We start from the raw sequence: 24,318 nt of genomic DNA on the forward strand, positions 1-24,318 counted from the left end.
ATGGACGAACAGCAGCGCACGGCCCGGATCCGGGAGCTCGCGCGCGAGATCTGGCAGGCCGAAGGCCGCCCCGATGGCGAATCGTTGCGCCACTGGGCGATGGCCGAGCGGCTCGTCGATGCCGAATTGCAGGCCGAGCGCGAAAACATCGAACACGCCGTCGGGATGCCGCGCTGATGGCCGCGCCACGCATTGCGCGCGCCACGCCACCGCGCCTGTTGCAGCGCTCGCGCGTGCGCGAAGGCCGCCCGTTCCCGCTGGGGGCGACCTGGGACGGCCTGGGCGTGAACTTCGCGCTGTACTCGGCCCATGCCACGCGCGTGGACCTGTGCCTGTTCGACGCGCGTGGCCGCGAGCAGGAACGCATCACGCTGCCCGAGCACACCGACGAGATCTGGCATGGCTATCTGCCCGACGCCCGACCGGGCCAGCTCTATGGCTATCGCGTGCATGGCCCTTATGCACCCGATGCCGGCCACCGCTTCAACCCCAACAAGCTGCTGCTCGATCCTTACGCCAAGCAGATCGTCGGCGAGCTCAAATGGGCGCCGCACCTGTTCGGCTACACCGTCGGTCACCGCGATGCCGACCTGAGCTTCGACCGTCGCGACAGCGCGCCGTACATGCCCAAGGCCGCGGTCATCGACCCGGCCTACACCTGGGGCGAGGACCGCCGGCTGCATACGCCATGGGATCGCACGGTGATCTACGAGGCACACGTGCGCGGCCTGAGCATGCGCCATCCCGCCGTGCCCGAGTCTGCGCGCGGCACGTTCTCGGCGCTCAAGCACGATGCCCTGATCGACCACCTGCGCGGGTTGGGCGTGACCGCGGTCGAGCTGTTGCCCATCCATGCCTTCGTCGACGACCAGCACCTGCTCGAACGCGGCCTGCGCAACTACTGGGGCTACAACTCGATCGGCTTCTTCGCACCGCATCCGCGCTACCTGGCGTCCCACAACATCGCCGAGTTCAAGCAGATGGTCGCCCACCTGCATCGTGCCGGCATCGAGGTATTGCTCGACGTGGTCTACAACCACACCGCCGAGGGCAACGAACTGGGGCCGACGCTGTCGTTCAAGGGCATCGACAACGCCAGCTACTATCGGCTTGCCGACGACCGCCGCTACTACATCAACGACACCGGCACCGGAAACACCTTCGATCTGACCAACGCCGGCGCGCTGCGCATGGTCAACGACTCGCTGCGCTACTGGGCCTCGCAGATGCACGTCGACGGCTTCCGCTTCGACCTGGCGACGATCCTGGGGCGCGAACCGCATGGCTTCGATCGCAGTAGCGGCTTCCTCGATGCGGTCGGCCAGGATCCGCAGTTGGCCCAGGTCAAGCTGATCGCCGAGCCCTGGGACATCGGGCCGGGCGGCTACCAGGTCGGCAACTTCCCGCCCGGTTGGTCGGAGTGGAACGACAAGTTCCGCGACACGATGCGCGCATTCTGGCGCAGCGATGCCGGCCAACTGCCCGAGTTCGCGCGGCGGCTGACCGGTTCGGCCGACCTGTTCGACCACCGCGGTCGGCGTCCGCGTGCTTCGGTGAACTTCGTCACCGCGCACGATGGCTTCACGCTGCACGACCTGGTGACCTACGCCGACAAGCACAACGAGGCGAACGGCGAGGATAACCGCGACGGCCACGATCACAGCCTGTCGGCCAACTACGGCGTCGAGGGCGAGACCGACGACGCCGCGATCAACACATTGCGCGCGCGGCAGAAGCGCAACCTGCTGGCGACCCTGCTGCTGTCGCAAGGCACGCCGATGCTGCTGGCCGGCGACGAGTTCGGCCACAGCCAGCAGGGCAACAACAATGCCTACTGCCAGGACAACCCCTTGACCTGGCTTGACTGGGAGGCGGCCTGGCGCGGCGAGGGCGCGGCACTGTCGGCCTTCGTCGGGCGGCTCGCGCGGCTGCGTCGCGACCAGCCGCTGCTGCGCAGCACGCGGTTCCTCGACGGCCGATTCGACGAGCGTCGCGGCGTACGCGACATCGCCTGGCTCGCGCCCGATGGCAGCGAGCTCTCGCCTGGGCAATGGGATGACCCGAATGCGCGCGCGATCATGGTCCAGCTCGATGGTCGCGTCGAGGACGCCGAAGGGCACCCAGACGCCCGCCATGTCAGCCTGTTGCTGCTCATCAATGCCAGCGCCGACGCTGTCGACTTCGCACCGCCGGCGATCGATGGCGTGCCGTGGCGCGTGCTGATCGACACCGCCAATCCGGACGACCGCGGCCAACTGGCACCGGGCGCGACACGGGCACTGGTCGACCGCAGCCTGATGCTGCTGGTGGCCGAACATGAGGGTGCGGGCGCAACGGCGGCGCAGCAGTCCGTACCCAAGCCGGACGCCAGCTGAGCGGCGCAGCACAGGCCGACCGTGCGATGGATCGCGGGCCGCGATCAGTCGCGCTTCGGGCGGCCGCGCCGTGACGCGCGCCGCCGCTGCGCATGCGTCGACCAGAAGCCGATCGATGCGAACTGCGCTGCGCACAGCATCAGCAGCGTCCAGCCCAGATCGAGCCCCAGATAGACGCCCGACAGCCGGTTGAGCCAGCCCCATTCCGAGCGACGCAGTGCCAGGCTGCCCTCGCCGAATACTGCGTGCAGTGCCTGCGCGGTTGTCAACGCCTCCCAGTCGCCGTAGCGCACGAGCCCGACCAGCCCGACGCCGAACGCCGCCGCAGTCGCCAGCGCCAGCAGCCCGGCAACCCAGGCCAGCGCATCGCTGGTGCGAGGCGTGTCGTGCCACAGCAGCACCGCGCCCAAGCTCCAGACGACCAGCAGCGCGGCGAACAGGAAGACGAACACCATCGAACGGCCCCTCAGGCGCGCCTGCGGCGCGATCGCTGTGCAGCATCGCAATGCGCCCGCATTCGCGGCGTTGTGGCGCCCGCGCGTACAGACACCGACCGGTCGTTCAGACGGTGGCGTTTGAGGCGTCAGGCGCGCGGGCGCACAATGGCCGACCCTGCACGGCCCGCGACGCGACGGGCCTCGCGCGACGCCCACGCCGGCAAGGCCGGCACGTCGCGCCCAACGGAAGCCGTATGCACACTTTCGACCCCGACGCCCTGCGGCTCTCGGTTGCCCCGATGATGGACTGGACCGACGTTCATTGTCGGCAGTTCCACCGCATCCTCGCGCCCGGCGCACGCCTGTACACCGAGATGGTGCATGCCAACGCGGTGATCCACGGCGACCGCGTGCGGCTGCTCGCGGCCACGCCCGAGCAGGCGCCGCTGGCGCTGCAACTGGGCGGGAGCGATCCGGCGTTGCTGGCGCAGGCGTCGGCGATTGCCGCCGAGCATGGCTTCGACGAGATCAACCTCAACTGCGGCTGCCCCTCGGATCGGGTGCAGGCCGGGCGTTTCGGGGCTTGCCTGATGCGCGAGCCCGCGCTGGTCGCCGACTGCGTCGCGGCGATGGCCGCCGCCAGCCCGGTGCCGGTCACGGTGAAATGCCGGCTCGGGGTCGACGACGACGACGATTACGGCGCGTTTGTCGCGTTCGTCGATGGCGTGGTCGCCGCCGGTGCATCGATGGTGGTGGTGCACGCGCGCAATGCCTGGCTGCAGGGGCTGTCGCCGAAGGAGAACCGCGACATCCCGCCGCTGCGCTATGACTGGGCCTGGCGGCTCAAGCGCGAGCGCCCGGCGCTGCCGGTTGTGGTCAACGGCGGCATTGCGACGCTGGAGGCGGCGCATGAGCAGTTGAGGTATGTCGACGGCGTGATGCTGGGCCGCGCCGCCTACCACGATCCCTATCTGCTGCACCGGCTCGATGCCGCGCTGTGGGGGCGGGTGGAACAGCCGCGTGAGGCGTTGCTGCGGGCGTTGCGTCCCTGGATCGAGGCGCGCCTGGCCGAGGGCGTGGCGCTCAAGCACGTCGTGCGCCACGTGCTGGGGCTGTTCCACGGACAACCGGGCGGGCGGCGCTTCCGGCAGATCCTCAGCGAAGGTGCGCACCGGCCGGGCGCCGACTGGGCCTTGGTCGAGCAGGCACTGGAGGCGACCGCGGTGCCGGCCTGATCCATTGACGTCGGATCGAGGGACCGCCGTTGCACCCTTGGCCGAATCCGGACATGATCGGACCCCCTTCGAAGCTGAACACAGACAGCCTTGTCAACGAAAAGTTAAGGACGGATTCACCGCCTCCGCCCGACCATGCCATGCATTAGTCCGCCGACCCACGCTCAAGGAGCGGCCGTGCCTGCCCCGTCGTCCAGACCCACTTCGCTGATCCTGCTCGCTGTGGCGTTTTGCGCCTCGGGCGCGGCCGTGACGGTGCGGGCGCAAGAGGGCCCGCCGATGGGAGACGCCCGCAGCGGGCCCGACATGCGGGCATCGTGGGGGCGGCAGAACGTGGGCCCGCGGGGCGCCCAGGATTCCATGTCCGCTTCGGTCCGCCGGATCGAACGCACGACGCGGGGCCGGGTGCTCAGCGTGGAGCGGATGCATGCCGATGGCCGCGACGTCAATCGCATCAAGGTGATGGACGATAGCGGCCGGGTCCGGGTGTACGTCGACGATCCGCAGCAGCGTGGGCGTGACGCCCGTGCACGCGGCGACGACGATTGATCCTGCATTCTCGCCCCCAATTCACGGCCGGTCCGGCCGTTCGACCGGAGTTGACCCCATGCGAATCCTGCTCGTCGAAGACGAAGCTCCCCTGCGTGAGACCCTTGCCGCCCGGCTGAAGCGCGAAGGCTTTGCCGTCGACGCTGCCCAGGACGGCGAAGAGGGCCTGTACATGGGCCGCGAAGTGCCGTTCGACGTGGGCATCATCGACCTGGGGTTGCCGAAGATGTCGGGCATGGAGCTGATCAAGGCGCTCCGCGAAGAGGGCAAGCAATTTCCGGTGCTGATCCTGACCGCACGTTCGAGTTGGCAGGACAAGGTCGACGGCCTCAAGCAGGGCGCGGACGACTACCTGGTCAAGCCGTTTCACGTCGAGGAACTGCTCGCACGCATCAATGCGCTGGTCCGCCGCGCGGCGGGCTGGAGCAAGCCCACGCTCGAATGCGGCACGGTAACGCTGGATCTGGCCGCGCAGACGGTCAGCGTGGACGGCAAGAATGTCGATCTGACGAGCTACGAGTACAAGGTGCTCGAGTATCTGATGATGCATGCCGGCGAGCTGGTCTCGAAGGCCGATCTGACCGAGCACATTTACCAGCAGGACTTCGATCGCGATTCCAACGTGCTCGAGGTGTTCATCGGCCGCCTGCGCAAGAAACTCGATCCGGACGGCGCGCTCAAGCCGATCGAAACCGTGCGGGGCCGTGGCTACCGGTTCGCGATCCCGCGCAACGGCGAGGGGTGAGCCGCGCGGTCGGCAGTCGCGCCCTTCGGCCCGTTGCCGTCACGCATCGGGGCCGCAGTCCACGCCCGTGAGCCGTCATGCCTGCTGAGTCCCGACGCCCCAAGACCAAGGTGCGGCGCCCCTCGCGGTGGCGCCCGCGCTCGTTGCAGGCGCGCCAGTTGCTGGCGGCCAGTATCGGCCTGCTCGCGTTTCTGGCACTGGCCGGTTATGCGCTCGACCGGGCGTTCATCGACGTCGCCAGCGAAGGTCAGCGCGAGCGCCTGCGCAACTATGTCTACGCCTACGCCGGCGATATCGAGTTCCTGCGTGGCGGTGAGATCTACCTGCCGTCCGAGTCTCCGCCCGACGACCGCTTCCTGCGCCCAGGCAGCGGCCTGTACGCCGAGGTGGTGCTGCCCAGCGGCACCTGGGCCTCGCGTTCTGCGTCGGGCCCGCAGTTGCCCGAGGCGACGATGCTCGGCGCGCGCGAGGAGAAGTTCGAAGGCCCGCTGCCCATCGTGCGCAGCGACGGCTCGCCGGGCGAGGTCTATCGTTACGGTCTGGGCCTGCTGTGGTCGCCGGAGGAGACGCGCACCGACGACGAGTTCGCCTACACCATCTATGTGATGGAGGACGCCGGCATCGTGCCGCGCCAGGTGCGGGTCTTCCGCGCCGCGCTGTGGGTCAACCTCGGCATCGCCGGCATGATTCTGCTGCTGTTGCAGGCGCTGATCGTGCGCTGGAGCCTGTGGCCGTTGCGGCGGGTCGAACACGAACTGGTGCGCGTACAGCGCGGCCAGGCCGACCGCATGGGCATGCAGCATCCGCGCGAGCTGCTGCCGCTGACCGAGAGCATCAACGCGCTGATCGAAAGCGAGCGCGAACACCTCGCGCGTCAGCGCAACACCATGTCCGACTTGGCGCACAGCCTCAAGACGCCGCTGGCGGTGCTGCGCTCGCGGCTCGACGCCGGCACCGGCGAGGCCGAACTGCGCGAGGAGGTCGAGAGCCAGTTGCAGCGTATGACCGACCTGGTGACGTACCAGCTCGCGCGCGCGGCCTCCAGCGGCCACCAATTGTTCTCGGCCGCGATCGAGATCGAACCGCATGCCGAGCAGATCGTGCGCGGGCTGGAGAAGATCTATGCCGCCAAGGGCGCGGTCTGCGAATTCGAGATCGACGCGGCAGCGCGCTTCCATGGCGAACCCGGCGACCTGCAGGAACTGCTCGGCAACCTGCTCGAAAATGCGTTCAAGTGGGCACGCTCGCGGGTGCTGCTGACGGTGCGTTCGGGCGACACCGCGCCCAACCGGCGGCCGGGCCTGGTGCTGGTGGTCGAGGACGACGGTCCCGGCATTCCGCCCGATCGCGTCGCAACGGTGCTCCAGCGCGGTGTGCGCGGCGACGAGCGCGTGCAGGGCCACGGCATCGGCCTGTCGATCGTGCAGGACATCGTGCATAGCTACCGCGGCGAACTGCACGTCGGGCGCTCGGAGGAACTGGGCGGGGCCTGCTTCTCGGTGCGGTTGCCGCCGGGCTTCTGACCGGCATCGGCGGCCGCCTGTCGCGACGGCGCTGCGCTGGCCTACGCCAGCGGCGACGGACCGTAGAAGCGTTCGAGGTGCGCGGCGACCTCGGGCAGCGTGTCGCGCAGCAACGCCGGCGCGCTGAAGTGGTACTCGCTGCAGACGGCGAAGAATTCCTCGGGCGCCTCGGCTGCGTAGGGGTCGAGCGCGGTGTCGTGCCCTGCGTCGACGCGGGCGACGAAGCCATCGAACGCGCGCTGGAAATCCTGCGCCCAGGCCCGCTGCCACGGGCGCGGCAGCGGCGGGGTGCCGTCGAGCACGCCATCGAGCGCATCGAGCTTGTGCGCCATCTCGTGCACCGCCACGCAGAAGCCGCCGTCGGGCTCGGCGATGTCGCTCTGAATGTCGGCCCACGACAACACCAGCGGCCCGCTCTCCCAGGCTTCACCGATCAGTTCGTCGTCCCACTCGTGCATCACGCCTGCGGCGTCGACGTGGCTGCGGTTCACCCGGAACGCATCGGGGTAGACGATGAGCTGTGACCAGCCGTGCAGGCCCTCGTCGCCAAACTCGAGCAGCGGCAGGCAGCACAGCGTCGCGAGCAGCAGCCGCTCGCGTGCGTCCAGCGCCAGGCCGGCGACCGGGGTGATGGTCTTGCGGTGCAGGAAGTGCGCTGCGAGCGTGCGCAGCCGCACCGCACGTGCATCGTCGAGCGCGTGGACCCAAGGCAATTGGTGGCGGATGGCCACCCAGTCCGCATCGGGGATGGGCGGCGGAGCGCCCGCGAACAGGCGCCGGATCAGCGAACGCACGACCGGGGCCGTTGCCTCAGCGGAACATGCCGGGCAGGAAGCTGTGCCAGCGCGGGCCGCGCAGCGGACCGTCGCTCTCGATGCCGCCCGAAGTCGCCGGACGGGCCTTCGACGCGCTGGCCGGCGGGCGCCGGACGGCATCGCTGCCAGCCGTCTCGGGGGCTGACGCAGGCGTCGCCGCGGCGCAAGGCGGGGTGTCCGAGGGCCCGGGGACGCGCGCTTCGCGGGCCGCCGCCGGCAGGCAGGCAGCAAACAGCAGCGCGCAGAACATCGCTCGTATCGACATCGAAGACCCCGGGCAGTCAGGCGGACGCGAAGATCCGCCGACTATAGCGCAGGTCGCGCGCCCGCGACGTTGCGTCGCAGCAGCGCACGACAGCGGCGGCGCCCTCGCCGATAATCGACCGCATGCCCGCCTCCGCCCTCGATCCATCCGCGACCGCCGCATGACCACGCCCAACGCCGAGCGCGCCTTGCTGGCGCGGCTGATCGCAGGCCCGGTGTCGGGCGATGCGCTGGCGCGCGAGTCGGGACAGACACGCGCGGCGGTCTGGAAGCGGATCGGCCTGCTGCGCGAGGCCGGCGTGCCGATCGAGGCCCGGCGCGGGCAGGGGTATGCGCTGGCCCACCCGGTCTCGCTGCTCGACCGGGACGCGATCCTCGCGGCATTGCCGGCGAACGCGCGCGCGGGCCTGGATCGGCTCGACGTGGCCTGGACCCTGGATTCGACCAACGCCGAACTGCTGCGCCGGCCCATGCCGGGCGCGGCCGCCGAGGCACTGCTGGCCGAACGCCAGACCGGCGGGCGCGGACGCCGGGGGCGGAGTTGGTGCTCACCACTGGCCGCGCACATCTACCTGTCGCTGCAGCGTGGCTTTGAAGGCGGGCTTGCGCGCTTGGGCGGGTTGAGCCTGGTGGCGGGCATCGCCGCGGTCGAGGCGCTGCACGGGCTCGGCGTCGGCGACGTACGGCTCAAGTGGCCGAACGACCTGGTGGTGTTAGACAACGCAGGCCTGCGCAAACTCGGCGGCGTGCTGGTCGAAGGCTGCGGCGAGCATGCCGGGCCGGTGCGCGCGGTGCTGGGCATTGGCATCAACGTACGGATGCCCGCCGCCGATGCTGCCCGCATCGACCAGCCCTGGATCGATCTGGCGACCCTCGCACCGGCGCTGCCGTCGCGCGATGCGGTCGCCGCTGCCGTGATCGGTGCCTGGATCCCGGCGCTGGCGCGCTTCGATCGCGACGGCCTGGCCCCGTTCCTGCCCGCATTTGCGGCAGTGGACGCACTGGCCGGGCGCGCGGTCCTGGTGCAGACCGGGACCGGCGTGCTCGAAGGCACGGCCGACGGTATCGCCGATGACGGCGCGCTGCGGGTCCGCTTCGGCGACGGCGTCCGGACCTTCCACGCAGGCGAAGTCAGCGTGCGCAATGGGGACGCGACATGACGGTCTGGTTGTTCGACCTGGGCAATACCCGGCTCAAGTACGCGCCGCTCGATGGCGCGGAGATCGGGCCGGTGGCCGGCACGGCACATGCGGCCGGCGGGCTGGATCCAACGTGGATCGAGCGCCTGCCGCCGCGGATCGAGACCGCGCTGGTGGCCAGTGTCGCCTCACCAGCGCTGCGGGTGGTGCTGCTCGACGCGCTGGCCGCACGCGGTGCACGGGTCGAACTGGCGCACACACTGCCGGTGCTCGATGGCCTGACCATCGCGTATCCCGACCCGACACGGCTCGGCGTGGACCGGTTCCTGGCATTGCTGGCTGCGCGCGCGCAGGCCGCAGCGCCCGTGGTGGTGGTCGGCGTGGGCACAGCGCTGACGATCGATCTGCTCGATGCCGATGGCCGGCACCTGGGAGGGCGCATCGCGCCATCGCCGACGCTGATGCGCGAGGCCCTGCAACGCCGGGTCGCGCAGTTGCCGGCAACAGGCGGGCGATACGTCGAATTTGCGAGCGATACCGACGACGCCCTGGCCTCAGGCTGCGAAGGCGCCGCCGTGGCGCTGGTCGAACGCAGCCTCGCCCAGGCCGCGTCGCGGATCGGCGGCACGCCCGACCTGTTGCTGCATGGCGGTGGCGCGGCAGACCTGCAGCCGCTTCTGCCGCAGGCGCAGGTCCGGCCCGACCTGGTCCTGGCCGGCCTGGCGCGCTGGTACCGTGCGAGGCCGACCACGGCCGGCACCTAGGAGGCTCCCATGCTGCTGCGCGCGCTCGTTCTGTTGCTGGTGATCCTCAATCTCGGTGTCGCCGCCTGGTGGGCACTGCGCGACACCCCGGCCGAATCGGCGCCACTGGTGGCGGAGGCTCCGCCCACGCTGACCCTGCTCGAGCCGCAGGCGGCACCGCAGGCCCCGGTGCCGCTGGCCGAGGCCTTCGAGAGCGCAGAGGCCGCGGTACTCGATGGCGACAGCGAGGGCGACGCGGCGGCAGCGCCGCGCTGCGTCGCACTTGGCCCATTCGCCAACACCGGCGCACGCGATGCCGCGCGCCGGCGTCTGGCGAGCGATGGTGTCCGCGTGTTCGCGCGCGAGGTCGCCGTCGCGCCGCGCGGCTGGCGGGTCTGGCTGCCGCCGCAGCGCGACCGCGCCGCGGCCGACGCGATGGCCGCACGGCTGCGCGCGGCCGGGATCGAGGACCAGTACGTGATTGCCGATGGCGACGATGCGCACGGCATCGCGCTGGGCCGCTTCGACAGCGAAGCGCCCGCGCAGGCACGCGTCGACGCCCTGCGCGCCGCCGGCTTCGCCGCGCAGGCCGAGCCGATCGGCGGCCAGCCGCAGCCCTGGCTCGATGCGCTGGTCGACGGGGCAATGGCCGATGCCGCGCTGCGCACGCGCACCGGGGCGGCCCGGGTCGAACCCGGCTACTGCGCTGCCACCCAGGATGCAGGTTAGAATCCCCGCGCGGCCTCGCCGCCCCATGCCGGCATAGCTCAGTTGGTAGAGCAACCGCCTTGTAAGCGGTAGGTCCCCAGTTCGAACCCGGGTGCCGGCACCATCTTCCGATTCCAGGTCATCCCGGGATGCTGGGACAACGAACGCCAGGGCCTCGGTCTGGATAGAATCGGACCGACTTTCGTCCAGGGGATGACGATTAAGCAGGGAGGCATCGCGGCCGGCGTGGCCGCTGTCGTGATCGCGCTACTGGCGCCGGCGGTATCGGCCTCCGGCGTCGATCAGCCGCCGCGCACCGTCGGCGAACTCGCGACCTGGTGCCGGGATGCACTGCAACCCTGGATAGCAGGCGACGAGCCGCCTGCGGCCGAGGCAGCGCGCGGCGCCTACTGCTTCGCCTACGTGCAGGCGGTGATCGACAACACGTCCGTCGCGCCAGACAACCCGTACTGCTTCCCGATCGGTGCCTCGCACCGCGAGGTGATCGAGGGCTTCGTTAAGTACACAGCGCGCGCGCCGCGCGAGGTGCAAGAGGCAGAAGTTGGCGCCGGTGTCGACGCGGCGCTTCGGGCTGCGTATCGCTGCGCCGCGCACTGATTGGGGGGAAAGTCACACCGAACGCGCACAGTCAGGAAAGGCCGAATGCGGAGGGAAGCGCAATGGTTAGACGGAAGAAAAGTATCGTCTCGTGGAACAAGGTCTTGGGAGTAACCAAGGCCAAGCGCGACTTCGCGCGTATGACCGGGATCCCCACCACCAGGTCCGACCGGCAAGCGAAGCTCGGTCGTGCCATGGGCTGCAGCGTGGTTCTGGCAGCTGGCGCGGGCGTCGTGTTGGCGTTGGTCGTGGGCACTTGGGCGATGTTTCCGACCGCGCTTGCCTAGCGCCTTCGCGTCAGTCCGGCAGCTTTGCGATCGCCCAGCCGGCGGCCAACTCGAACGCGGCTTGCGGGTCCGAGACGCGGGCGAACCCCTCGCCGCTGGTGACCTCGAACATGCCGTCCTCCAGCAGTCGCACGCTCGATAGCACGCGCGATGACGCCGGCCCGATCCTGTAGGCCTCCCACCGAGACCGATCGACGTGCTCGCCGCGCAGCGGATTCCGCCAGCCGCGGTCGTTGAAGACCGAATCGCCGAGCGACGGCATGTTGGCCAGGCCAGCAGGTGGGATCACGTGCGGCTCGCGAGAGCGTAGGAGGGCGGCTTTTGCTGTTGATCTGGAAGGCATGCCGGGCATCATCCCGGCCGTGGTCGCATGGGCTGCGACCCGCGCGACGCTGGCGCGGCGCTCCCGTCAGTTCTCAACCGCTCTTCGCGCACTCGGCGTTGCTGAAAAGCGCGCCCAGCATCGATCGGGGGCGCGCCAGAATGGAGGTGTGGACGGCCGTATTGGCTACTCGCAACCGATGCCGTCCCCGTCCCGGTCCAAATGGGGCCCATAGCCTGGCGCTCCGCGCCGGATGGGGGCCGCGCCTGCCTCCCGTGCCTCAGTGCAGTTGCGATATGACCACCCCGCGGCTGGCTCGACGCTGGATGGCGCAAGTCGCTGCCGTGGCGGCGCCGGTGCCGATGGCGACCTGTGGCAGTGATACTCACCGGTCTTCCGGTTGTTGTGGCAGCCCTCTGCGTTGAGGCCACCCGGATGCGCTTGCGCTGCGGCGGCGGCAAAGAGGAGGGCCAGTCCCGCGCTTCTGTACATGATCCGTCCTTGGCGATCGAGTGGGGCAGGTTCGGAGCATGGCGCCCCGGCTGATAGACTGCGCCTCTTACCAGTGGCGCGCCTACAGAAGTTTCGTAGCACGCCTCCGGTTTTGTCGAAGCGCCAAACGATTCAACCGGCTCCCATGGTTTTCCAAGCCGGGTGCCGCACCATCCAGACGCCGTTTCCGCGACCCGCGCCGCCCAGGCGCCTCCCACGGCCGCACGGTGTCGGTCCGTCGTCCGCGCGTGGTGCCACCCGCGCGGCTTGCGTCCGCCAGTTCCCAGGAGAAGCCATGCAGCACGCGTACTCGCCGGTCTCGATCTTCGGTGTGCCCACGGACGTGGGGGCAGGACGCCGTGGTGCCTCGATGGGCCCCGAAGGCTTGCGTGTGGCCGGCTTGGCCGAAGCCTTGCTGGCGCGCGGGATCGATGTGGTCGACCTGGGCGACCTCAAAGGGCCCCGGAATCCCTGGCAGGGTCCGCAGGGTGGCTACCGGCATCTCGATGAGGTCGTGGCCTGGAACCGGGCAGTGCTTGAGGCCTCGTCGGCGGAACTCGCGCGCGGGCGCATGCCGATCATGCTCGGCGGCGACCACTGCCTGGCGATCGGCTCGATCGCGGCAGTCGCGCGCCACTGCCGGGCGGTCGGCAAGACGCTGCGCGTGCTGTGGCTCGATGCGCACACCGATTTCAATACGTCGCAGATCACCCCGTCGGGCAATGTGCACGGGATGCCGGTCGCCTGCCTGTGCGGGATCGGGCCGGAGGTGCTGACCGGACTCGGCGGCGAGACGCCGGCCACGCGGGTCGACCAGTTCCGCCAGATCGGCATCCGCTCGGTCGATCCGGACGAGAAGCGCTTGGTCAAGGCGCACGGCCTGGATATCTACGACATGCGCTACATCGACGAGGTCGGCATGCGGCGCGTGGTCGAGCAGGCGCTCGAGGGTGTCGATGCCGACACCCATCTGCATGTGAGCTTCGACGTCGACGTGCTCGACCCGACCATCGCCCCGGGCACCGGCACCCCGGTCCCGGGCGGCATCAACTATCGCGAGGCGCAGTTGGTGATGGAAATGATCGCCGACACCGGGCGGCTGGGGTCGCTGGACGTGGTGGAGGTCAACACCGCGCTCGACCACGGCAACGCCACCGCGGAACTGGCGGTGGACCTGGTCGAAAGCCTGTTCGGAAAATCGACGCTGATGCGCGACTGACGGCCCCATGCAGGGCGCCGCAGCCGGGACGATGCCAGCGCGTTGCACGCGGTATTCACACTGCGGGCTCCTATAGTCCGCCCAACGGTTGCCTGCCTGCGCAATCGCCCGTGAAACCTCCCTGGAGAATCCCATGAAGCGTCTGACTGCACTTCTGCTGCTCGCCCTGTTCACCGCCGGCTCGCTGAGCGCCTGCAACACCGTCCGCGGCGCTGGCCAGGACGTCCAGAAGGTCGGTGAGAAGATGGAAGACAGCGCGAACGACACGGGCGCCACCACGCGTCGCCCCTGATCGTACTCCGCACCACGCAATCCGAAAAAGCCGGCGAATGCCGGCTTTTTCGTGCGCGCGCGTGGTCATCGCCTGTCGCGAGCGGCCCATGAACGGTCAGGGAAGCGCTCAGCGATGTGACGGCCGAGATCATGTTCCCTTGACCGCCACTTGATGCGCGCTGCGCGAGGATCTCCCCAAGCCCGCTGCGATCCAATCCGCATCGCTTCTGCGGGCCTTCCGACCTCACGATAGGACGAAACGACGATGAACAAAGACATCATTTCCGGCAAGTGGACCCAGCTCAAGGGCAAGGCGCAGGCCAAGTGGGGCGACCTGACGGATGACGTATTCGATGTCGCTGCCGGCGACAGCAAGTACCTGGCCGGCAAGCTGCAGGAGAAGTACGGCTGGGAGCGCGACCGCGCCGAGAAGGAAGTGCGCGAATTCGAGAAGACCCTCGACTGATCCGCTTCATCGAGATTCAATGCGCCACGACGGGCCGGTTCGCCGGCCCGTTTTCGTACCTGGGAGCGGAGCCGGCGACCAGATCAGTGCGTCGACGTGTCGGTCTGGCGGCGCGAGCGGGGGATCGGCTGCAGTCGAACAGGTAGACTGGGCCATCCCTGGTCTGTCGCTGCTGCCATGTCACCACGTCCCCTGCGCGTCCTCACTGGCATCAAGCCCTCCGGCACGCCGCACGTCGGTAACTACGTCGGCGCCGTGCGCCCGGCAGTCGCCGCCAGCAAGGCGCCGGGCACCGAGAGCTTCTACTTCCTCGCCGACCTCCACAGCCTGGTCAATACGCAGGACCCGGCCCGTGTGCAGCGCTCGACCCTGGAAGTCTCGGCCACGTGGCTGGCCGCGGGCCTGGACCCGGCGAAGGTCTGGTTCTACCGCCAGAGCGATGTGCCCGAGACCACCGAGCTGATGTGGCTGCTGACCTGCGTGGCCGGCAAGGGGCTGCTCAACCGGGCGCATGCCTACAAGGCCGCCGTGGACCGGAATCGGGCCCAGGCGCTGGATGAGGACGCGTCGGTGACCGCCGGGCTCTATCTCTATCCGGTGCTGATGGCGGCCGACATCCTGATCTTCAACGCCGACCGCGTGCCGGTGGGGCGCGACCAGATTCAGCACATCGAGATGGCACGCGACTTTGCGCAGCGCTTCAACCATCTGTACGGGCGCGAGTGGTTCACGCTGCCCGAGGCGGTGATCGACGACGACGTCGCCACGCTGCCCGGCCTGGACGGGCGCAAGATGAGCAAGAGCTACGACAATACGATTCCGCTGTTCGCACCGCCCGCGCAGCTCAAGAAGCTGGTGTTCTCGATCCTCACCGACTCCCGTGCACCTGGCGAGCCGAAAGACACCGAGGGCTCTGCGCTGTTCCAGCTCTATCAGGCGTTCGCCACGCCGGAGCAGACGGCCGCATTCGCGCAGGCCTTCGCCGACGGCATCGGTTGGGGCGAGGCCAAGCAACAGGCGCTCGATGTGATGGAGCGCGAGATCGCGCCGATGCGCGAGCGCTACGAGGCGTTGATCGCGCGGCCGTCGGACATCGAGGACATCCTGCGCGACGGCGGGCGCCGGTTGCGCGAGCGCTACGCGACCCCGTTGCTGGCACAGCTGCGCGATGCGGTCGGCCTGCGCGATCTGGGCCGGGTGGCGGTGCCGGCCGCCGCCGGCGCGGCCGCGATCCGCAGCGAGCCGCCGCAGTTCAAGCAGTACCGCGAGGCCGACGGCCGGTTCTATTTCAAGCTCGTGGACGGCGACCGGGTGTTGCTGCAGAGCCACGGCTTCGACGCGCCGCGCGAGGCGGGGCAGAGCATTGCGCGCCTGCGTCGCGGCGAGCTGCCACCGGCGCAGGCGCCGGCTGAGCTTGGCGAGGGCGTCGCGCTGGCCGACGTGCAGGCCGCGCTGGATGCAATCGCCGCGGCGGAGGCGGAGAAGGCGGCATCATGAACCCGCTCGTCGAGTTCAACCTGACGTTGCTGCTGTTTCTGCCATGGTTCGCGATCCTCGGCGTGCTGTTCTGGGTCTATCCGCGGCGTCCGCGTGGCGTGCGGCGGGTGCTCTACGATCTGGTCAGCCTGGTGGTGTCGGTCGCCGCCTTCATGGTCTCGATCTATTGGGCGCAGACGAGTGCCGATCCCGTGCATGGCCACATGTGGCAGCAGATCCTGGCGACCGCGGTCGGCTACGGGGTATTCCTGGCGGTGCTCGGCGCCGCGTTCGTGCTGCGCCTGTTGATTCTGCGCCCGCGCGACTGAGGCCGGTGGCGCCGCGTCGCGCCTACGACCAAAGGCCCATGCGCGTCTTCCGGCGCACGACCTAGACTGCCGGTAGCGGACCTGGGAGCGACGCGATGCGCGAAGACAGCGGCGGAATCACCATCATCGATACGGGCTATGTGCGGCCCGCGTTGTGCGCGGCCTATCTGCTGCGCAGTGGGGGGCGCGCCGCGCTGATCGACTGCGGGACCGCGACCTGCGCTCCGCGCGTGCTTGCCGCGATCGAGGCGGCGGGTGTGGACCGCGCATCGGTCGACTGGGTCATGGTGACCCACGTGCACCTCGACCACGCCGGCGGCGCCGGGCCGTTGATGCGCGCGTTGCCCAATGCGCGACTGGTCGTGCATCCGCGCGGCGCGCCGCACATGATCGATCCGACGCGGCTGATCGCCGGCGCGAAGGCGGTGTACGGCGAGGCGGACTTCGCGCGCGACCACGCCGGCATGTTGCCGGTGCCTGAGGCACGCGTGGTGATCGCCGACGACGGCCATGTTGTCGATCTGGCGGGCAGGGCGCTGGTCTGCGTCGATACGCCCGGCCACGCCCGTCACCATTACAGCGTCTGGGACGACGTGACCCGCAGTTGGTTCGCCGGCGATACCTTCGGTATTTCCTATCGCGAGCTCGATACCGACGCGGGCGCCTTCATTGTTCCGACGACCTCGCCGGTGCAGTTCGATCCGCAGCAGATGCATGCCTCCATCGATCGGCTGCTGGCGCGTGCGCCGGTCTCGATCCGGATCGCGCACTACGGCGAGGTGACCGAGTGCACGCGGCTGGGCAGCGACCTGCATACGGTGATCGATGCGATGGTTGCGATCGCGCAGGCGGCTGACGGGCGCGACGATCGGCAATCGGTGATCGTCGACGGCCTGGTCGGGCTCTACACCGAACGGGCCGTCGCCCACGGCATCGTCGACGCGCCTGCGCGCGTGCGCGAGGTGCTCGGCGGCGACATCGCCCTCAACGCACAAGGGTTGTGCGCCTGGCTGGATCGCGTCGCGCGCTGACTGTACGCCGAGGCCGCCCCCGCCGGCATCGTCGACGGGGGCGGGCCGGCCAGATCGGATCAGCCCAGCGGCGGCTGGCCCAGCTCGGCCAACAGCTGGTTCTGTGCCTTGAGGGCGTTGGCGCGCGGCAGCTTGGCCATCACGCCGGGATAGGACAGCGCGAGGTCGCCCTTGAGCAGCAGGCCGTCGACGTGGACGTAGCTGCGGGTGGTGTAGCGATTGCCGTCGCGCTCGACGTCCAGGCGCATCGGTGCGGTCAGGATGTTGATGCCCTTCTGATAGACGCGGCGGCGACCGTCGTCGCTGCGCAGCTTGTAGCCGTTGGCTGCGGCCCAGGCGTCGACTCGGCCCAGCACGTCGCCGTCGGCGGTGAACTCGCGCACGTCCCACGGGTGGTTCGCGCTCTTGGCCTTGTGGGCCATGAAGTTGATCAGGCCGAAGCCCATCAGCCCGCCTGCGATCGTTGCGGTCAACATCGCCATTGTTGCGATTCCTGTTCATGATGAATGGGGAGCGCACTTTAGTGTGCGCCATGTGAAGGCGATGCTGGGGTGCTCCCCAGGTGGCAGGGCGGGGCTCGGTATGCCACGTAGAACGCGGCAACCGCGCCAGGGCAGCGGTCCTGACCCCCCACCGTGGGTCGCGCCGGAGCGCCGCGCCATGCATAGGCGGGAGGCACTTGATCGGGCGGCATCGGCGCCCGCGGCCAGACGTCGGCGCGGTCGTCGCGGTCGAAGGACGAGGACATGCGGCTGCGGCGCGGCATGCGGGCGTGCCTCGGAGGCAGCCGGGCGCCGGGCGGCGCCGTGGCGGCCTTACACGCCCAGTGACTGCCCGCCGTCGACTGCCAGGACCTGGCCGGTGATCCAGGCGGCCTGGTCGGAGCACAGGAACAGCGCCGCCGCGGCGACGTGTTCCGGACGCCCGAATCCGCCGAATGGGATCGCGTCGCGGACCTGCGCGTACAGCGCAGGCTCCGATTCCGCACGCCGTGCCCACAGCCCGTCTTCGAAAAGGATTGAACCTGGCGCGAGCGCGTTGACCCGGATGCGCTCGCGGGCGAGCTCGGCCGCCAGGCTCAGGGTGTAGTGGTGCAGCGCGGCCTTGAGCGCCGAGTACGCCGTGGCGCGCGGCGTCGGGCGCAGCGCGTTGATCGAGCCGACGTTGAGGATCGACGGCGCAGCGCTGCGGCGCAGGTGTGGCAGCGCGGCCCGGTTGCAGCGCACCGCCGCCATCAGGTCGACCTCGAAGCCGGCATGCCACGCGGCATCGCCGGCGGCGTGCGACAGCGCGGAGGCGTTGTTGACGACGATGTCGATGCCGCCCAGCGCATCGGCGGCGGCCGCGACCCAAGCCTCGATCTGCGCGGCGTCGGCGAGATCGCAGGCATGGCGGTGCACGCGTCCGCTGGAGTGCCCGATCGTGGCGATCGCGGCATCGAGCGATGTGGCGCCGCGTGCGCAGATCGACACCGCGGCGCCGGCGCCGGCCAAGGCCTGCGCGATCGCGAGTCCGATGCCGCGGCTGCCCCCGGCGACGAGCGCGCGGCGACCGGCGAGCGGGGGCGTCTCTGCCTCCACGTCAGTGCGGCCGCGCGAGGTCGTCGCGCATCGCGAGGCAGCGCGCGGCCTCGCCACCGGTCCCGGCGCAGCGGGCGACGCGGGGCGCTTCGTGGCCGACGCACGCGGCATCGGAGCCCACCTCGCCGGTGCGCTGCAGGGCGATCGCCTTGCTGTCGAAAGTCCGTACGAACAGCCTTCGCACCAACAGCGACGGCCGCGTGGCGGGAGCGGCGAAGGCCTTGCGCAACGGCGCGACGCGCGTGCCGTCCGGGCCGAGGCCGTGCAGGTCTTCGATCTCGAACTTCGCGGCGACGGTCATCACACCCACCGGTCAGAGACAATCGCGCCATGATACTGGCGGCGATGTGCAAGGCCCATTGCACATCGCATCATGACAGCACGGCGCCACGACTGCGCGTGGCTCACATCGGGGCCTGGGGCCAGAGATAGGCGCGGTCGTCGAAGCTCGTGCACCAATGCGGCCGGTAGACCACGATCAGGGCCATGGCCGTGCCGGAGAAGAACGCCTCGGCGAACATCAACAGCGGCGTCGCAGTCAGATAGGCCTCGACCGTCCGGCCGCCGAGCCAGGCGGTCACGGTGGCCTTGGCGAGCATCGAGGCCGCCATCGCCAGTGCGGCGGCCGCGAAGGCGTTGAGCATCACGTAGACGACGATGTTGCGCGGCGCCCAGCGCAGCGCCGCGCGCGAGGCCACCGCTGTGACCGCGACCGGCAATGCGCCTGTGACCAGAAAGTCGGCGGCCCAGCCCTGCCACGCCGCGCCCAGCAGCACGCCGCTCAGGCTGACGGCGGCCATCACCCAACAGGCGACGCCGGTGCCGAACAGCAAGGTCGCGATGGTTGCGCCCAGGAAATGCAGCATCACGCCCTGCAGCGCGGCGGTGTTGAACCAGCGCATCGCCGCCAGCGCCAGGGCCGCGACCAGCAGCACGCGCAATGTGTCGGGCGTGGCCGCGCGGATATGCGTGCGCAGCGCACCGGCCTGGCGCAGCAGCACCGCGATCGCGGCGGTCCAGACCACGGCCTGGAGCCAGAGCGGCAGCGCGTTCCCGGACATGGGCATCGGACCTGCCGGCGTCTCAGTCGGGCAGGGACGGCGTCGGCTGGCCGAGGTGGGTGCGGACCTCGAACAGCTCTGGGAAAAAGCTCAGTTCCAGCGCCTGGCGCAGAAAGCCCACGCCGCTCGAGCCGCCGGTGCCGCGCTTGAAGCCGATGATCCGCATCACCGTGCGCATGTGGCGGAAGCGCCACGACTGGAACTGGCTTTCCAGGTCGACGAGGTCCTCGCACAGCGAATACTCGCGCCACCAGCGGTCGGTGTCCTCGTAGATCGTGCGCAGCACGGGCACCAGATCCGCATCGAAGACGTGCGGCTGCGCCCAGTCGCGCGCCACGTGGGCCGGTGCGACCGGGTGCCCCCAGCGCGCGAGATAGCGCAGGAATTCGTCATACAGGCCGGGCTGCTCCAGCACCGCGCGCAATCCTGCCTGGCCGTCGGGATCGTGCGCGAACACCTCGAGCATCGCGGCGTTCTTGTTCCCCAGCAGGAACTCGACCGTGCGGTACTGCAGCGACTGGAACCCCGACGAGGGGCCCAGCACATCGCGGAACTCCATGTACTCGGCCGGCGTCATCGTCTCGAGCACCGACCACTGCTCGGTCAGTTGCCGCAGCACCTGCTTGCAGCGTGCCAGCACCTTGCGGCAGCGCCAGACCTCGTCGCGGCGCAGGTGCGCGATGGCCGCCGACAGTTCGTGGATCATCAGTTTCAGCCACAGCTCCGAGACCTGGTGCTGCACCACGAACAGCATCTCGTCATGGTGCGGCGGCTCGGACAGCGGCTGCTGGGCGGCGAGCAGCAGGTCCAGGCGCAGGTAGCCGCCATAGGTCAGGCGCCCGGACAGGTCGCGGTGGATGCCGTCCTCGAGCGGACGCTGGTTGCGGTCGATGGTCATCGGCACAGCGTAGCGCAGGACGTGCCGTGGGCCCCGAGGGTGGCCATGCCGCAGAGCGTCATGCAACCGACACTCGGGCGGTTCACCATCGGGGTGGGGCGCCTTCGCCCGGGGATGTCAGGGAACCGACGCATGAACGAGACCGTCCGCCGGCTGTTGCCGGCGCTGTTGCTGGCCTGCGCCGCCACCGGCGCGCAGGCCCAGGTCGTGGTCAGTCAGGTCTATGGCGGAGGCGGCAACGCCGGCGCCCCCTACCAGGCCGACTACGTCGAGCTGTTCAACGCCGGCGCCCAGCCCGCCTCGCTCGCCGGCAAGTCGGTGCAGTACGCGAGCGCGACCGGCAACGGCCACTTCGGCGCCGGTGCCAACCAGATCGTGGTGCTGCCAAGCGTCGACATGCCTGCCGGCGGCTACTTCCTGGTCGCACTGGCCGGCGGCGCGAACGGCGACCCGCTGCCGGCGCCCGATGCGAGCGGCACGATCAACATGTCAGGCAGCGCGGGCAAGGTGGTGCTGGCCGACACCGTGACCGGGCTGGGCTGCAACGGCGGCAGCACGCCTTGCACCCCGGCGCAGCAGGCGCTGATCCTCGACCTCGTGGGTTTTGGCGGCGCGAACTTCTTCGAAGGCTCGGGGCCCGCACCGGCGCTGGGCAATGCGCTGGCCGCCGTGCGTGCCGGCGGTGGCTGCACCGACAGCGACGACAACGCCGCCGACTTCTCGGCCGCCGCGCCGGCGCCGCGCAACGCGGCCTCGGTGCCCAACGTCTGCGGCGGGGGCGGTGCGCTGTACATGAGCATCGGCGACACCCGCGGCGCCGAGGGCGACAGCGGCACGACGCCGTTCTTCTTCACCGTCAGCCTCAACCAGCCGGCGGGACCGGACGGGGTGGACTTCGCGTACGCGACCGCCGATGGCAGTGCGACGGTGGCCGACCAGGATTACATCGCCAAGTCCGGGACCGGCCGTTTCGCGCCGGGCCAGCGCGAGCTGACGATCCACGTCGACGTGGTCGGCGATCAGGCCGTCGAGCCCGATGAGGATTTCCACGTGGACCTGGCCGACGTCGAGGGTGCGCTCGTCGCCAAGGCGCGCGGCACCGGGCTGATCGTCAACGACGACGTGCTGACGCTGCCGATCCACCAGATCCAAGGGCCGGGCGCCCGCTCGCCGGTCGAGAACCAGCCGGTTGCCACCACCGGGATCGTGACCGGCCGCAAGAACAACGGCTTCTTCATCCAGACGCCCGATGGCGAGGACGATGGCGATCCGATGACCTCCGAAGGCGTGTTCGTGTTCACCGGCAGCGTGCCGCCCGCCGATGCCGCCGTCGGCAACAAAGTGCTGGTGCAGGGCACGGTCATCGAGTACGTGCCGGCCGCCGACCCGCACCAGCTGCCGTTGACCGAGATCACTGACGCCTCGGTCGTCGCGTTGTCCAGCGGCCACGCGCTGCCGACGCCGGTCGTGCTGACCGTCGACCTGCCGCGCGCCGACGGCGGTCTCGACCAGCTCGAGCCGCTGGAGGGGATGCGCGTGACCGCGCCGAGCTTCACCGTCGTGGCGCCGACCGGCGGCAACGTCGACGAGCGCGCCGCGACTGCGACCGGCAACGGCCGGTTCGCGGTCGTGGTGACCGGCACCCCGCGCCCGTTCCGCGAGCCGGGCATCCAGGTACCTGATCCCGATCCCTTGGGCAGCAGTGCGCCGGCGATCCCGCGCTGGGATTTCAATCCCGAGACGATCGTGGTCAACAGCACCACGATCGGTGCGCCGACAGCCGATCTCGCAGCGGGCTGCCGCATCGTCGGCGGCTCGCTGACCGGGCCGCTCGACTACACCTTCCGCCGCTACACGATCTACCCAGAGAGTGCGCTCGACACCGACTGCAGCGGTGCCGGCGAGGTGCGTCCGGCGGCGCTGCCGGGTCCCGACCACGTGAGTCTGGCGACCTACAACCTGCAGCGCTTCTTCGACACCGTCAACGACGGCAACAGCGGCCCGACGCTGACCGCCGCGGCGCTGGAGCGACGGCTGGTCAAAGCGTCGATCGGCATCCGCGCCTTCCTGCACATGCCCGATGTCGTCGGCGTGACCGAGGTCGAGAATCTCGGCGTGCTGCAGCAGCTGGCCGCGCGGATCAATGCCGATGCGGTGGCCGCGGGCCAGCCTGACCCAGGCTACGTCGCCTACCTGCAGGAGGGCTTCGACGTCGGCGGCATCGATGTCGGCTTCCTGGTGCGGACCGGCGCGGTCGCACCGGGCATCGCAAGGATCGAGGTGCATTCGGTCGTGCAGCAAGGCGCGGACGCGGTGCTGGTCAACCCGAACGGCTCGACCAGCGTGCTCAACGACCGGCCGCCGCTGGTGCTCGATGCGGTCGCGCATTTCGCCGACGGCCGCCGGTTCCCGTTCACCGCGATCGTCGTCCACCAGCGCTCGCTCAGCGGCATCGAGGCTGACGACGGCGGTAGCAACGGTTGGATCAGCGGCGGTGCGCGCGTGCGCGCCAAGCGCCAGCGGCAGGCCGAGTTCCTGGCCTCGCTGATCGACGACATGCAGCGGGCCAATGCCGGCCGGCACATCGTGGTGCTCGGCGACTTCAACGCCTTCGAGTTCAACGATGGCTACGTCGACGCGATGGGCACGACGACCGGTCTGCCGTCGCCGGATGCGCAGACCGCGGTCGACGGCGACGGCGCGGTGCTGGTGGCGCCGTCGCTGTTGAACATGACGCTGGAGGCGGCAGAGGACGAGCGTTACTCCTTCGTCTTCGACTACCAGGCGCAGTCGCTCGACCACGTGCTGCTGAATCAGGCGGTCATCGATTCGCCGATGGTCGTCGGGCTCGACGTCAGCCATGCGCGCATCAATGCCGACTTCCCCGAGACCGCGCGCAACGATGCGACCACGCCGACCCGGCTGTCCGATCACGATCCCACGGTGCTGCTGCTCCGGCTGCAGCCGGCGACGGTGGCCGACCTGGGCATCGAGGCCGAGGCGGCGAATGCCGAGGCCGTCGAGGGCGCGCCATTGGCGTTCTCGGCCGTGCTGCGCAACGCCGGGCCCGATGCCGCGCAGTTTCCCGGTGTCGGTGCGGTCTTCGACGCCGAACTCGCGGACCTTGCCGTGACGGCCCCGGCGGGCTGGGACTGCGAGGCGCCGGTCGTCGGCGACGGCACGACGACGTTGTCGTGCAACCACGAGGCGCTCGCGGCGGCCGGCGAGGCGGCGTTCGCGCTGTCGGCGACCGCGCCAGCTTCGGCGGTCGGCCGGACGCTGGTGCTGACGGTCGCTGCGACCTCGCAGACCCACGATCCGGACCAGGGCGACAACAGCGCCACGGCAGCGACCGCGGTGGTCGCCGACCCGGCGCTGCCGTTGACTGATGGCGTGCCGGTCCAGGGCGTATCGGGCGCGGCGGGGACGTCGCAGCTCTTCCGCATCGATGTGCCCGAAGGCGCACGCACGCTGCGGGTGCTGACCTCGGGTGGCAGCGGCGACGTGTCGCTTTATGCGTCGCATGCCGCGATGCCGACGCCGGACGACTTCGACCTGCGCTCGCGTCGTCCGGGCAACAACGAACTGGTCCAGGTGGCCGCGCCTGCCGCGGGGCGCTGGTACCTGCGCGTGGTCGGCGAACGCGCGTTCGAACGGGTCAGCGTGCGCGCCAGCATCGTGCGCTGACCCCGCCACATCATGCGGGCGTCCGGCCGCTGCGACGGCCGGGCGC

26 protein-coding genes and 1 tRNA gene are annotated in these 24,318 nt (G+C 70.0%); 18 read left to right on the plus strand and 9 right to left on the minus strand.

Annotated elements, in window-relative coordinates; genetic code table 11:
- Together WAF18_RS06665 and glgX are read left to right on the plus strand one after the other, a co-directional pair.
- Positions 1-177 carry a DUF2934 domain-containing protein gene (locus tag WAF18_RS06665; protein WP_337244417.1) on the plus strand — a complete coding sequence of 59 codons (177 nt, stop codon included), beginning with the start codon at positions 1-3 and terminating at the stop codon, positions 175-177.
- Positions 177-2,375 carry a glycogen debranching protein GlgX gene (gene glgX / locus WAF18_RS06670; RefSeq protein WP_337244418.1) on the plus strand — a complete coding sequence of 733 codons (2,199 nt, stop codon included), beginning with the start codon at positions 177-179 and terminating at the stop codon, positions 2,373-2,375. Before WAF18_RS06665 ends, glgX begins: the two co-directional genes overlap by 1 nt.
- A gap of 44 nt (positions 2,376-2,419) precedes the next feature.
- Here the strand turns inward: glgX and WAF18_RS06675 are convergent, their stop codons facing one another.
- A complete protein-coding gene (locus WAF18_RS06675) occupies positions 2,420-2,830 on the minus strand; it encodes a hypothetical protein (RefSeq protein WP_337244419.1) in 411 nt (136 codons plus the stop codon).
- A 236-nt stretch (positions 2,831-3,066) separates the two neighbouring features.
- Between WAF18_RS06675 and dusA the strand changes: the two genes are divergently transcribed.
- The 4 genes from dusA to WAF18_RS06695 all read left to right on the plus strand — a co-directional run bounded on the left by dusA (position 3,067) and on the right by WAF18_RS06695 (position 6,864).
- The gene (dusA, locus tag WAF18_RS06680) at positions 3,067-4,047 is read left to right on the plus strand and encodes a tRNA dihydrouridine(20/20a) synthase DusA (RefSeq protein ID WP_337244420.1); all 981 of its coding nucleotides are present in this window, start codon (positions 3,067-3,069) and stop codon (positions 4,045-4,047) included.
- Between the two features lie 360 nt (positions 4,048-4,407).
- The gene (locus WAF18_RS06685) at positions 4,408-4,596 is read left to right on the plus strand and encodes a hypothetical protein (RefSeq protein ID WP_337244421.1); all 189 of its coding nucleotides are present in this window, start codon (positions 4,408-4,410) and stop codon (positions 4,594-4,596) included.
- Positions 4,597-4,654: 58 nt separating this feature from the next.
- Positions 4,655-5,341 (plus strand): response regulator transcription factor, encoded by a 687-nt coding sequence (locus WAF18_RS06690; protein ID WP_232115533.1) that lies wholly within the window; start codon positions 4,655-4,657, stop codon positions 5,339-5,341.
- Positions 5,342-5,418: 77 nt separating this feature from the next.
- Positions 5,419-6,864 (plus strand): sensor histidine kinase, encoded by a 1,446-nt coding sequence (locus WAF18_RS06695; RefSeq protein WP_337244422.1) that lies wholly within the window; start codon positions 5,419-5,421, stop codon positions 6,862-6,864.
- 41 nt (positions 6,865-6,905) lie between these two features.
- Here WAF18_RS06695 and WAF18_RS06700 read toward each other — a convergent pair whose 3' ends face one another.
- Together WAF18_RS06700 and WAF18_RS06705 are read right to left on the minus strand one after the other, a co-directional pair.
- Positions 6,906-7,613 (minus strand): M90 family metallopeptidase, encoded by a 708-nt coding sequence (locus tag WAF18_RS06700; protein ID WP_337244575.1) that lies wholly within the window; start codon positions 7,611-7,613, stop codon positions 6,906-6,908.
- Between the two features lie 61 nt (positions 7,614-7,674).
- Positions 7,675-7,944, minus strand: coding sequence for a hypothetical protein (locus WAF18_RS06705; protein ID WP_337244423.1), 270 nt, complete (start codon positions 7,942-7,944; stop codon positions 7,675-7,677).
- Positions 7,945-8,104: 160 nt separating this feature from the next.
- Between WAF18_RS06705 and birA the strand changes: the two genes are divergently transcribed.
- The 5 genes from birA to WAF18_RS06730 all read left to right on the plus strand — a co-directional run bounded on the left by birA (position 8,105) and on the right by WAF18_RS06730 (position 11,151).
- Positions 8,105-9,103 (plus strand): bifunctional biotin--[acetyl-CoA-carboxylase] ligase/biotin operon repressor BirA, encoded by a 999-nt coding sequence (gene birA / locus WAF18_RS06710; protein ID WP_337244424.1) that lies wholly within the window; start codon positions 8,105-8,107, stop codon positions 9,101-9,103.
- On the plus strand, positions 9,100-9,846 hold the full coding sequence (locus tag WAF18_RS06715; protein WP_337244425.1) for a type III pantothenate kinase: 747 nt from the start codon (positions 9,100-9,102) through the stop codon (positions 9,844-9,846). The genes birA and WAF18_RS06715 overlap by 4 nt, the downstream gene beginning before the upstream one ends.
- Positions 9,847-9,855: 9 nt before the next feature.
- Positions 9,856-10,554 carry an SPOR domain-containing protein gene (locus WAF18_RS06720; protein ID WP_337244426.1) on the plus strand — a complete coding sequence of 233 codons (699 nt, stop codon included), beginning with the start codon at positions 9,856-9,858 and terminating at the stop codon, positions 10,552-10,554.
- A 27-nt stretch (positions 10,555-10,581) separates the two neighbouring features.
- Positions 10,582-10,657: transfer RNA gene (locus WAF18_RS06725), tRNA-Thr, on the plus strand.
- Between the two features lie 122 nt (positions 10,658-10,779).
- Positions 10,780-11,151: a Rap1a/Tai family immunity protein gene (locus WAF18_RS06730; RefSeq protein WP_337244427.1), complete on the plus strand. Its 372-nt coding sequence runs from the start codon at positions 10,780-10,782 to the stop codon at positions 11,149-11,151.
- A gap of 297 nt (positions 11,152-11,448) precedes the next feature.
- Here WAF18_RS06730 and WAF18_RS06735 read toward each other — a convergent pair whose 3' ends face one another.
- Complete coding sequence (locus tag WAF18_RS06735; RefSeq protein WP_337244428.1) at positions 11,449-11,727, minus strand: hypothetical protein; 279 nt, start codon at positions 11,725-11,727, stop codon at positions 11,449-11,451.
- Positions 11,728-12,547: 820 nt separating this feature from the next.
- On the opposite strand from WAF18_RS06735, the gene rocF reads away from it, so the two are divergent.
- The 6 genes from rocF (at position 12,548) to WAF18_RS06765 (ending at position 17,046) form a co-directional block, all read left to right on the plus strand.
- On the plus strand, positions 12,548-13,471 hold the full coding sequence (gene rocF / locus WAF18_RS06740) for an arginase (RefSeq protein WP_337244429.1): 924 nt from the start codon (positions 12,548-12,550) through the stop codon (positions 13,469-13,471).
- Between the two features lie 133 nt (positions 13,472-13,604).
- The gene (locus WAF18_RS06745; RefSeq protein WP_183427716.1) at positions 13,605-13,763 is read left to right on the plus strand and encodes an entericidin A/B family lipoprotein; all 159 of its coding nucleotides are present in this window, start codon (positions 13,605-13,607) and stop codon (positions 13,761-13,763) included.
- A 246-nt stretch (positions 13,764-14,009) separates the two neighbouring features.
- A complete protein-coding gene (locus WAF18_RS06750) occupies positions 14,010-14,210 on the plus strand; it encodes a CsbD family protein (RefSeq protein WP_183427715.1) in 201 nt (66 codons plus the stop codon).
- 177 nt (positions 14,211-14,387) lie between these two features.
- The gene (locus WAF18_RS06755; protein WP_337244430.1) at positions 14,388-15,707 is read left to right on the plus strand and encodes a tryptophan--tRNA ligase; all 1,320 of its coding nucleotides are present in this window, start codon (positions 14,388-14,390) and stop codon (positions 15,705-15,707) included.
- Positions 15,704-16,015: a hypothetical protein gene (locus WAF18_RS06760; protein WP_337244431.1), complete on the plus strand. Its 312-nt coding sequence runs from the start codon at positions 15,704-15,706 to the stop codon at positions 16,013-16,015. The genes WAF18_RS06755 and WAF18_RS06760 overlap by 4 nt, the downstream gene beginning before the upstream one ends.
- Positions 16,016-16,110: 95 nt before the next feature.
- Positions 16,111-17,046, plus strand: a complete 936-nt coding sequence (locus WAF18_RS06765) for an MBL fold metallo-hydrolase (RefSeq protein WP_337244432.1) — start codon at positions 16,111-16,113, stop codon at positions 17,044-17,046.
- Positions 17,047-17,105: 59 nt separating this feature from the next.
- Here WAF18_RS06765 and WAF18_RS06770 read toward each other — a convergent pair whose 3' ends face one another.
- From WAF18_RS06770 to WAF18_RS06790, 5 genes are all read right to left on the minus strand, one after another.
- Complete coding sequence (locus tag WAF18_RS06770) at positions 17,106-17,528, minus strand: hypothetical protein (protein ID WP_337244433.1); 423 nt, start codon at positions 17,526-17,528, stop codon at positions 17,106-17,108.
- A gap of 333 nt (positions 17,529-17,861) precedes the next feature.
- Positions 17,862-18,626 (minus strand): SDR family NAD(P)-dependent oxidoreductase, encoded by a 765-nt coding sequence (locus tag WAF18_RS06775; RefSeq protein ID WP_337244434.1) that lies wholly within the window; start codon positions 18,624-18,626, stop codon positions 17,862-17,864.
- A 1-nt stretch (position 18,627) separates the two neighbouring features.
- Complete coding sequence (locus WAF18_RS06780) at positions 18,628-18,927, minus strand: hypothetical protein (protein WP_337244435.1); 300 nt, start codon at positions 18,925-18,927, stop codon at positions 18,628-18,630.
- A 103-nt stretch (positions 18,928-19,030) separates the two neighbouring features.
- Positions 19,031-19,687 (minus strand): energy-coupling factor ABC transporter permease, encoded by a 657-nt coding sequence (locus tag WAF18_RS06785; protein ID WP_337244436.1) that lies wholly within the window; start codon positions 19,685-19,687, stop codon positions 19,031-19,033.
- A 22-nt stretch (positions 19,688-19,709) separates the two neighbouring features.
- Positions 19,710-20,585: a tryptophan 2,3-dioxygenase family protein gene (locus WAF18_RS06790; RefSeq protein WP_337244437.1), complete on the minus strand. Its 876-nt coding sequence runs from the start codon at positions 20,583-20,585 to the stop codon at positions 19,710-19,712.
- 132 nt (positions 20,586-20,717) lie between these two features.
- Here WAF18_RS06790 and WAF18_RS06795 point away from each other — a divergent pair, with 132 nt between their 5' ends.
- A complete protein-coding gene (locus WAF18_RS06795) occupies positions 20,718-24,272 on the plus strand; it encodes a pre-peptidase C-terminal domain-containing protein (RefSeq protein WP_337244438.1) in 3,555 nt (1,184 codons plus the stop codon).
- Positions 24,273-24,318: the final 46 nt, after the last annotated feature.

This window comes from Luteimonas sp. gir (genome assembly GCF_037198055.1).
GTDB lineage: Bacteria > Pseudomonadota > Gammaproteobacteria > Xanthomonadales > Xanthomonadaceae > Luteimonas > Luteimonas citri_A.

Bases quoted from the DNA above. Each gene is read 5' to 3' on its own strand.
- WAF18_RS06745 (WP_183427716.1), top strand. From the start codon at position 13,605: ATGAAGCGTCTGACTGCACTTCTGCTGCTCGCCCTGTTCACCGCCGGC.
- WAF18_RS06780 (WP_337244435.1), bottom strand. From the start codon at position 18,927: ATGACCGTCGCCGCGAAGTTCGAGATCGAAGACCTGCACGGCCTCGGC.
- WAF18_RS06765 (WP_337244432.1), top strand. From the start codon at position 16,111: ATGCGCGAAGACAGCGGCGGAATCACCATCATCGATACGGGCTATGTG.
- WAF18_RS06750 (WP_183427715.1), top strand. From the start codon at position 14,010: ATGAACAAAGACATCATTTCCGGCAAGTGGACCCAGCTCAAGGGCAAG.
- WAF18_RS06690 (WP_232115533.1), top strand. From the start codon at position 4,655: ATGCGAATCCTGCTCGTCGAAGACGAAGCTCCCCTGCGTGAGACCCTT.
- WAF18_RS06675 (WP_337244419.1), bottom strand. From the start codon at position 2,830: ATGGTGTTCGTCTTCCTGTTCGCCGCGCTGCTGGTCGTCTGGAGCTTG.
- WAF18_RS06665 (WP_337244417.1), top strand. From the start codon at position 1: ATGGACGAACAGCAGCGCACGGCCCGGATCCGGGAGCTCGCGCGCGAG.
- WAF18_RS06785 (WP_337244436.1), bottom strand. From the start codon at position 19,687: ATGTCCGGGAACGCGCTGCCGCTCTGGCTCCAGGCCGTGGTCTGGACC.
- WAF18_RS06770 (WP_337244433.1), bottom strand. From the start codon at position 17,528: ATGGCGATGTTGACCGCAACGATCGCAGGCGGGCTGATGGGCTTCGGC.
- WAF18_RS06760 (WP_337244431.1), top strand. From the start codon at position 15,704: ATGAACCCGCTCGTCGAGTTCAACCTGACGTTGCTGCTGTTTCTGCCA.
- WAF18_RS06715 (WP_337244425.1), top strand. From the start codon at position 9,100: ATGACGGTCTGGTTGTTCGACCTGGGCAATACCCGGCTCAAGTACGCG.
- rocF (WP_337244429.1), top strand. From the start codon at position 12,548: ATGCAGCACGCGTACTCGCCGGTCTCGATCTTCGGTGTGCCCACGGAC.
- glgX (WP_337244418.1), top strand. From the start codon at position 177: ATGGCCGCGCCACGCATTGCGCGCGCCACGCCACCGCGCCTGTTGCAG.
- WAF18_RS06795 (WP_337244438.1), top strand. From the start codon at position 20,718: ATGAACGAGACCGTCCGCCGGCTGTTGCCGGCGCTGTTGCTGGCCTGC.
- WAF18_RS06720 (WP_337244426.1), top strand. From the start codon at position 9,856: ATGCTGCTGCGCGCGCTCGTTCTGTTGCTGGTGATCCTCAATCTCGGT.
- birA (WP_337244424.1), top strand. From the start codon at position 8,105: ATGACCACGCCCAACGCCGAGCGCGCCTTGCTGGCGCGGCTGATCGCA.
- WAF18_RS06755 (WP_337244430.1), top strand. From the start codon at position 14,388: ATGTCACCACGTCCCCTGCGCGTCCTCACTGGCATCAAGCCCTCCGGC.
- WAF18_RS06685 (WP_337244421.1), top strand. From the start codon at position 4,408: ATGTCCGCTTCGGTCCGCCGGATCGAACGCACGACGCGGGGCCGGGTG.
- WAF18_RS06705 (WP_337244423.1), bottom strand. From the start codon at position 7,944: ATGTCGATACGAGCGATGTTCTGCGCGCTGCTGTTTGCTGCCTGCCTG.
- dusA (WP_337244420.1), top strand. From the start codon at position 3,067: ATGCACACTTTCGACCCCGACGCCCTGCGGCTCTCGGTTGCCCCGATG.
- WAF18_RS06695 (WP_337244422.1), top strand. From the start codon at position 5,419: ATGCCTGCTGAGTCCCGACGCCCCAAGACCAAGGTGCGGCGCCCCTCG.
- WAF18_RS06790 (WP_337244437.1), bottom strand. From the start codon at position 20,585: ATGACCATCGACCGCAACCAGCGTCCGCTCGAGGACGGCATCCACCGC.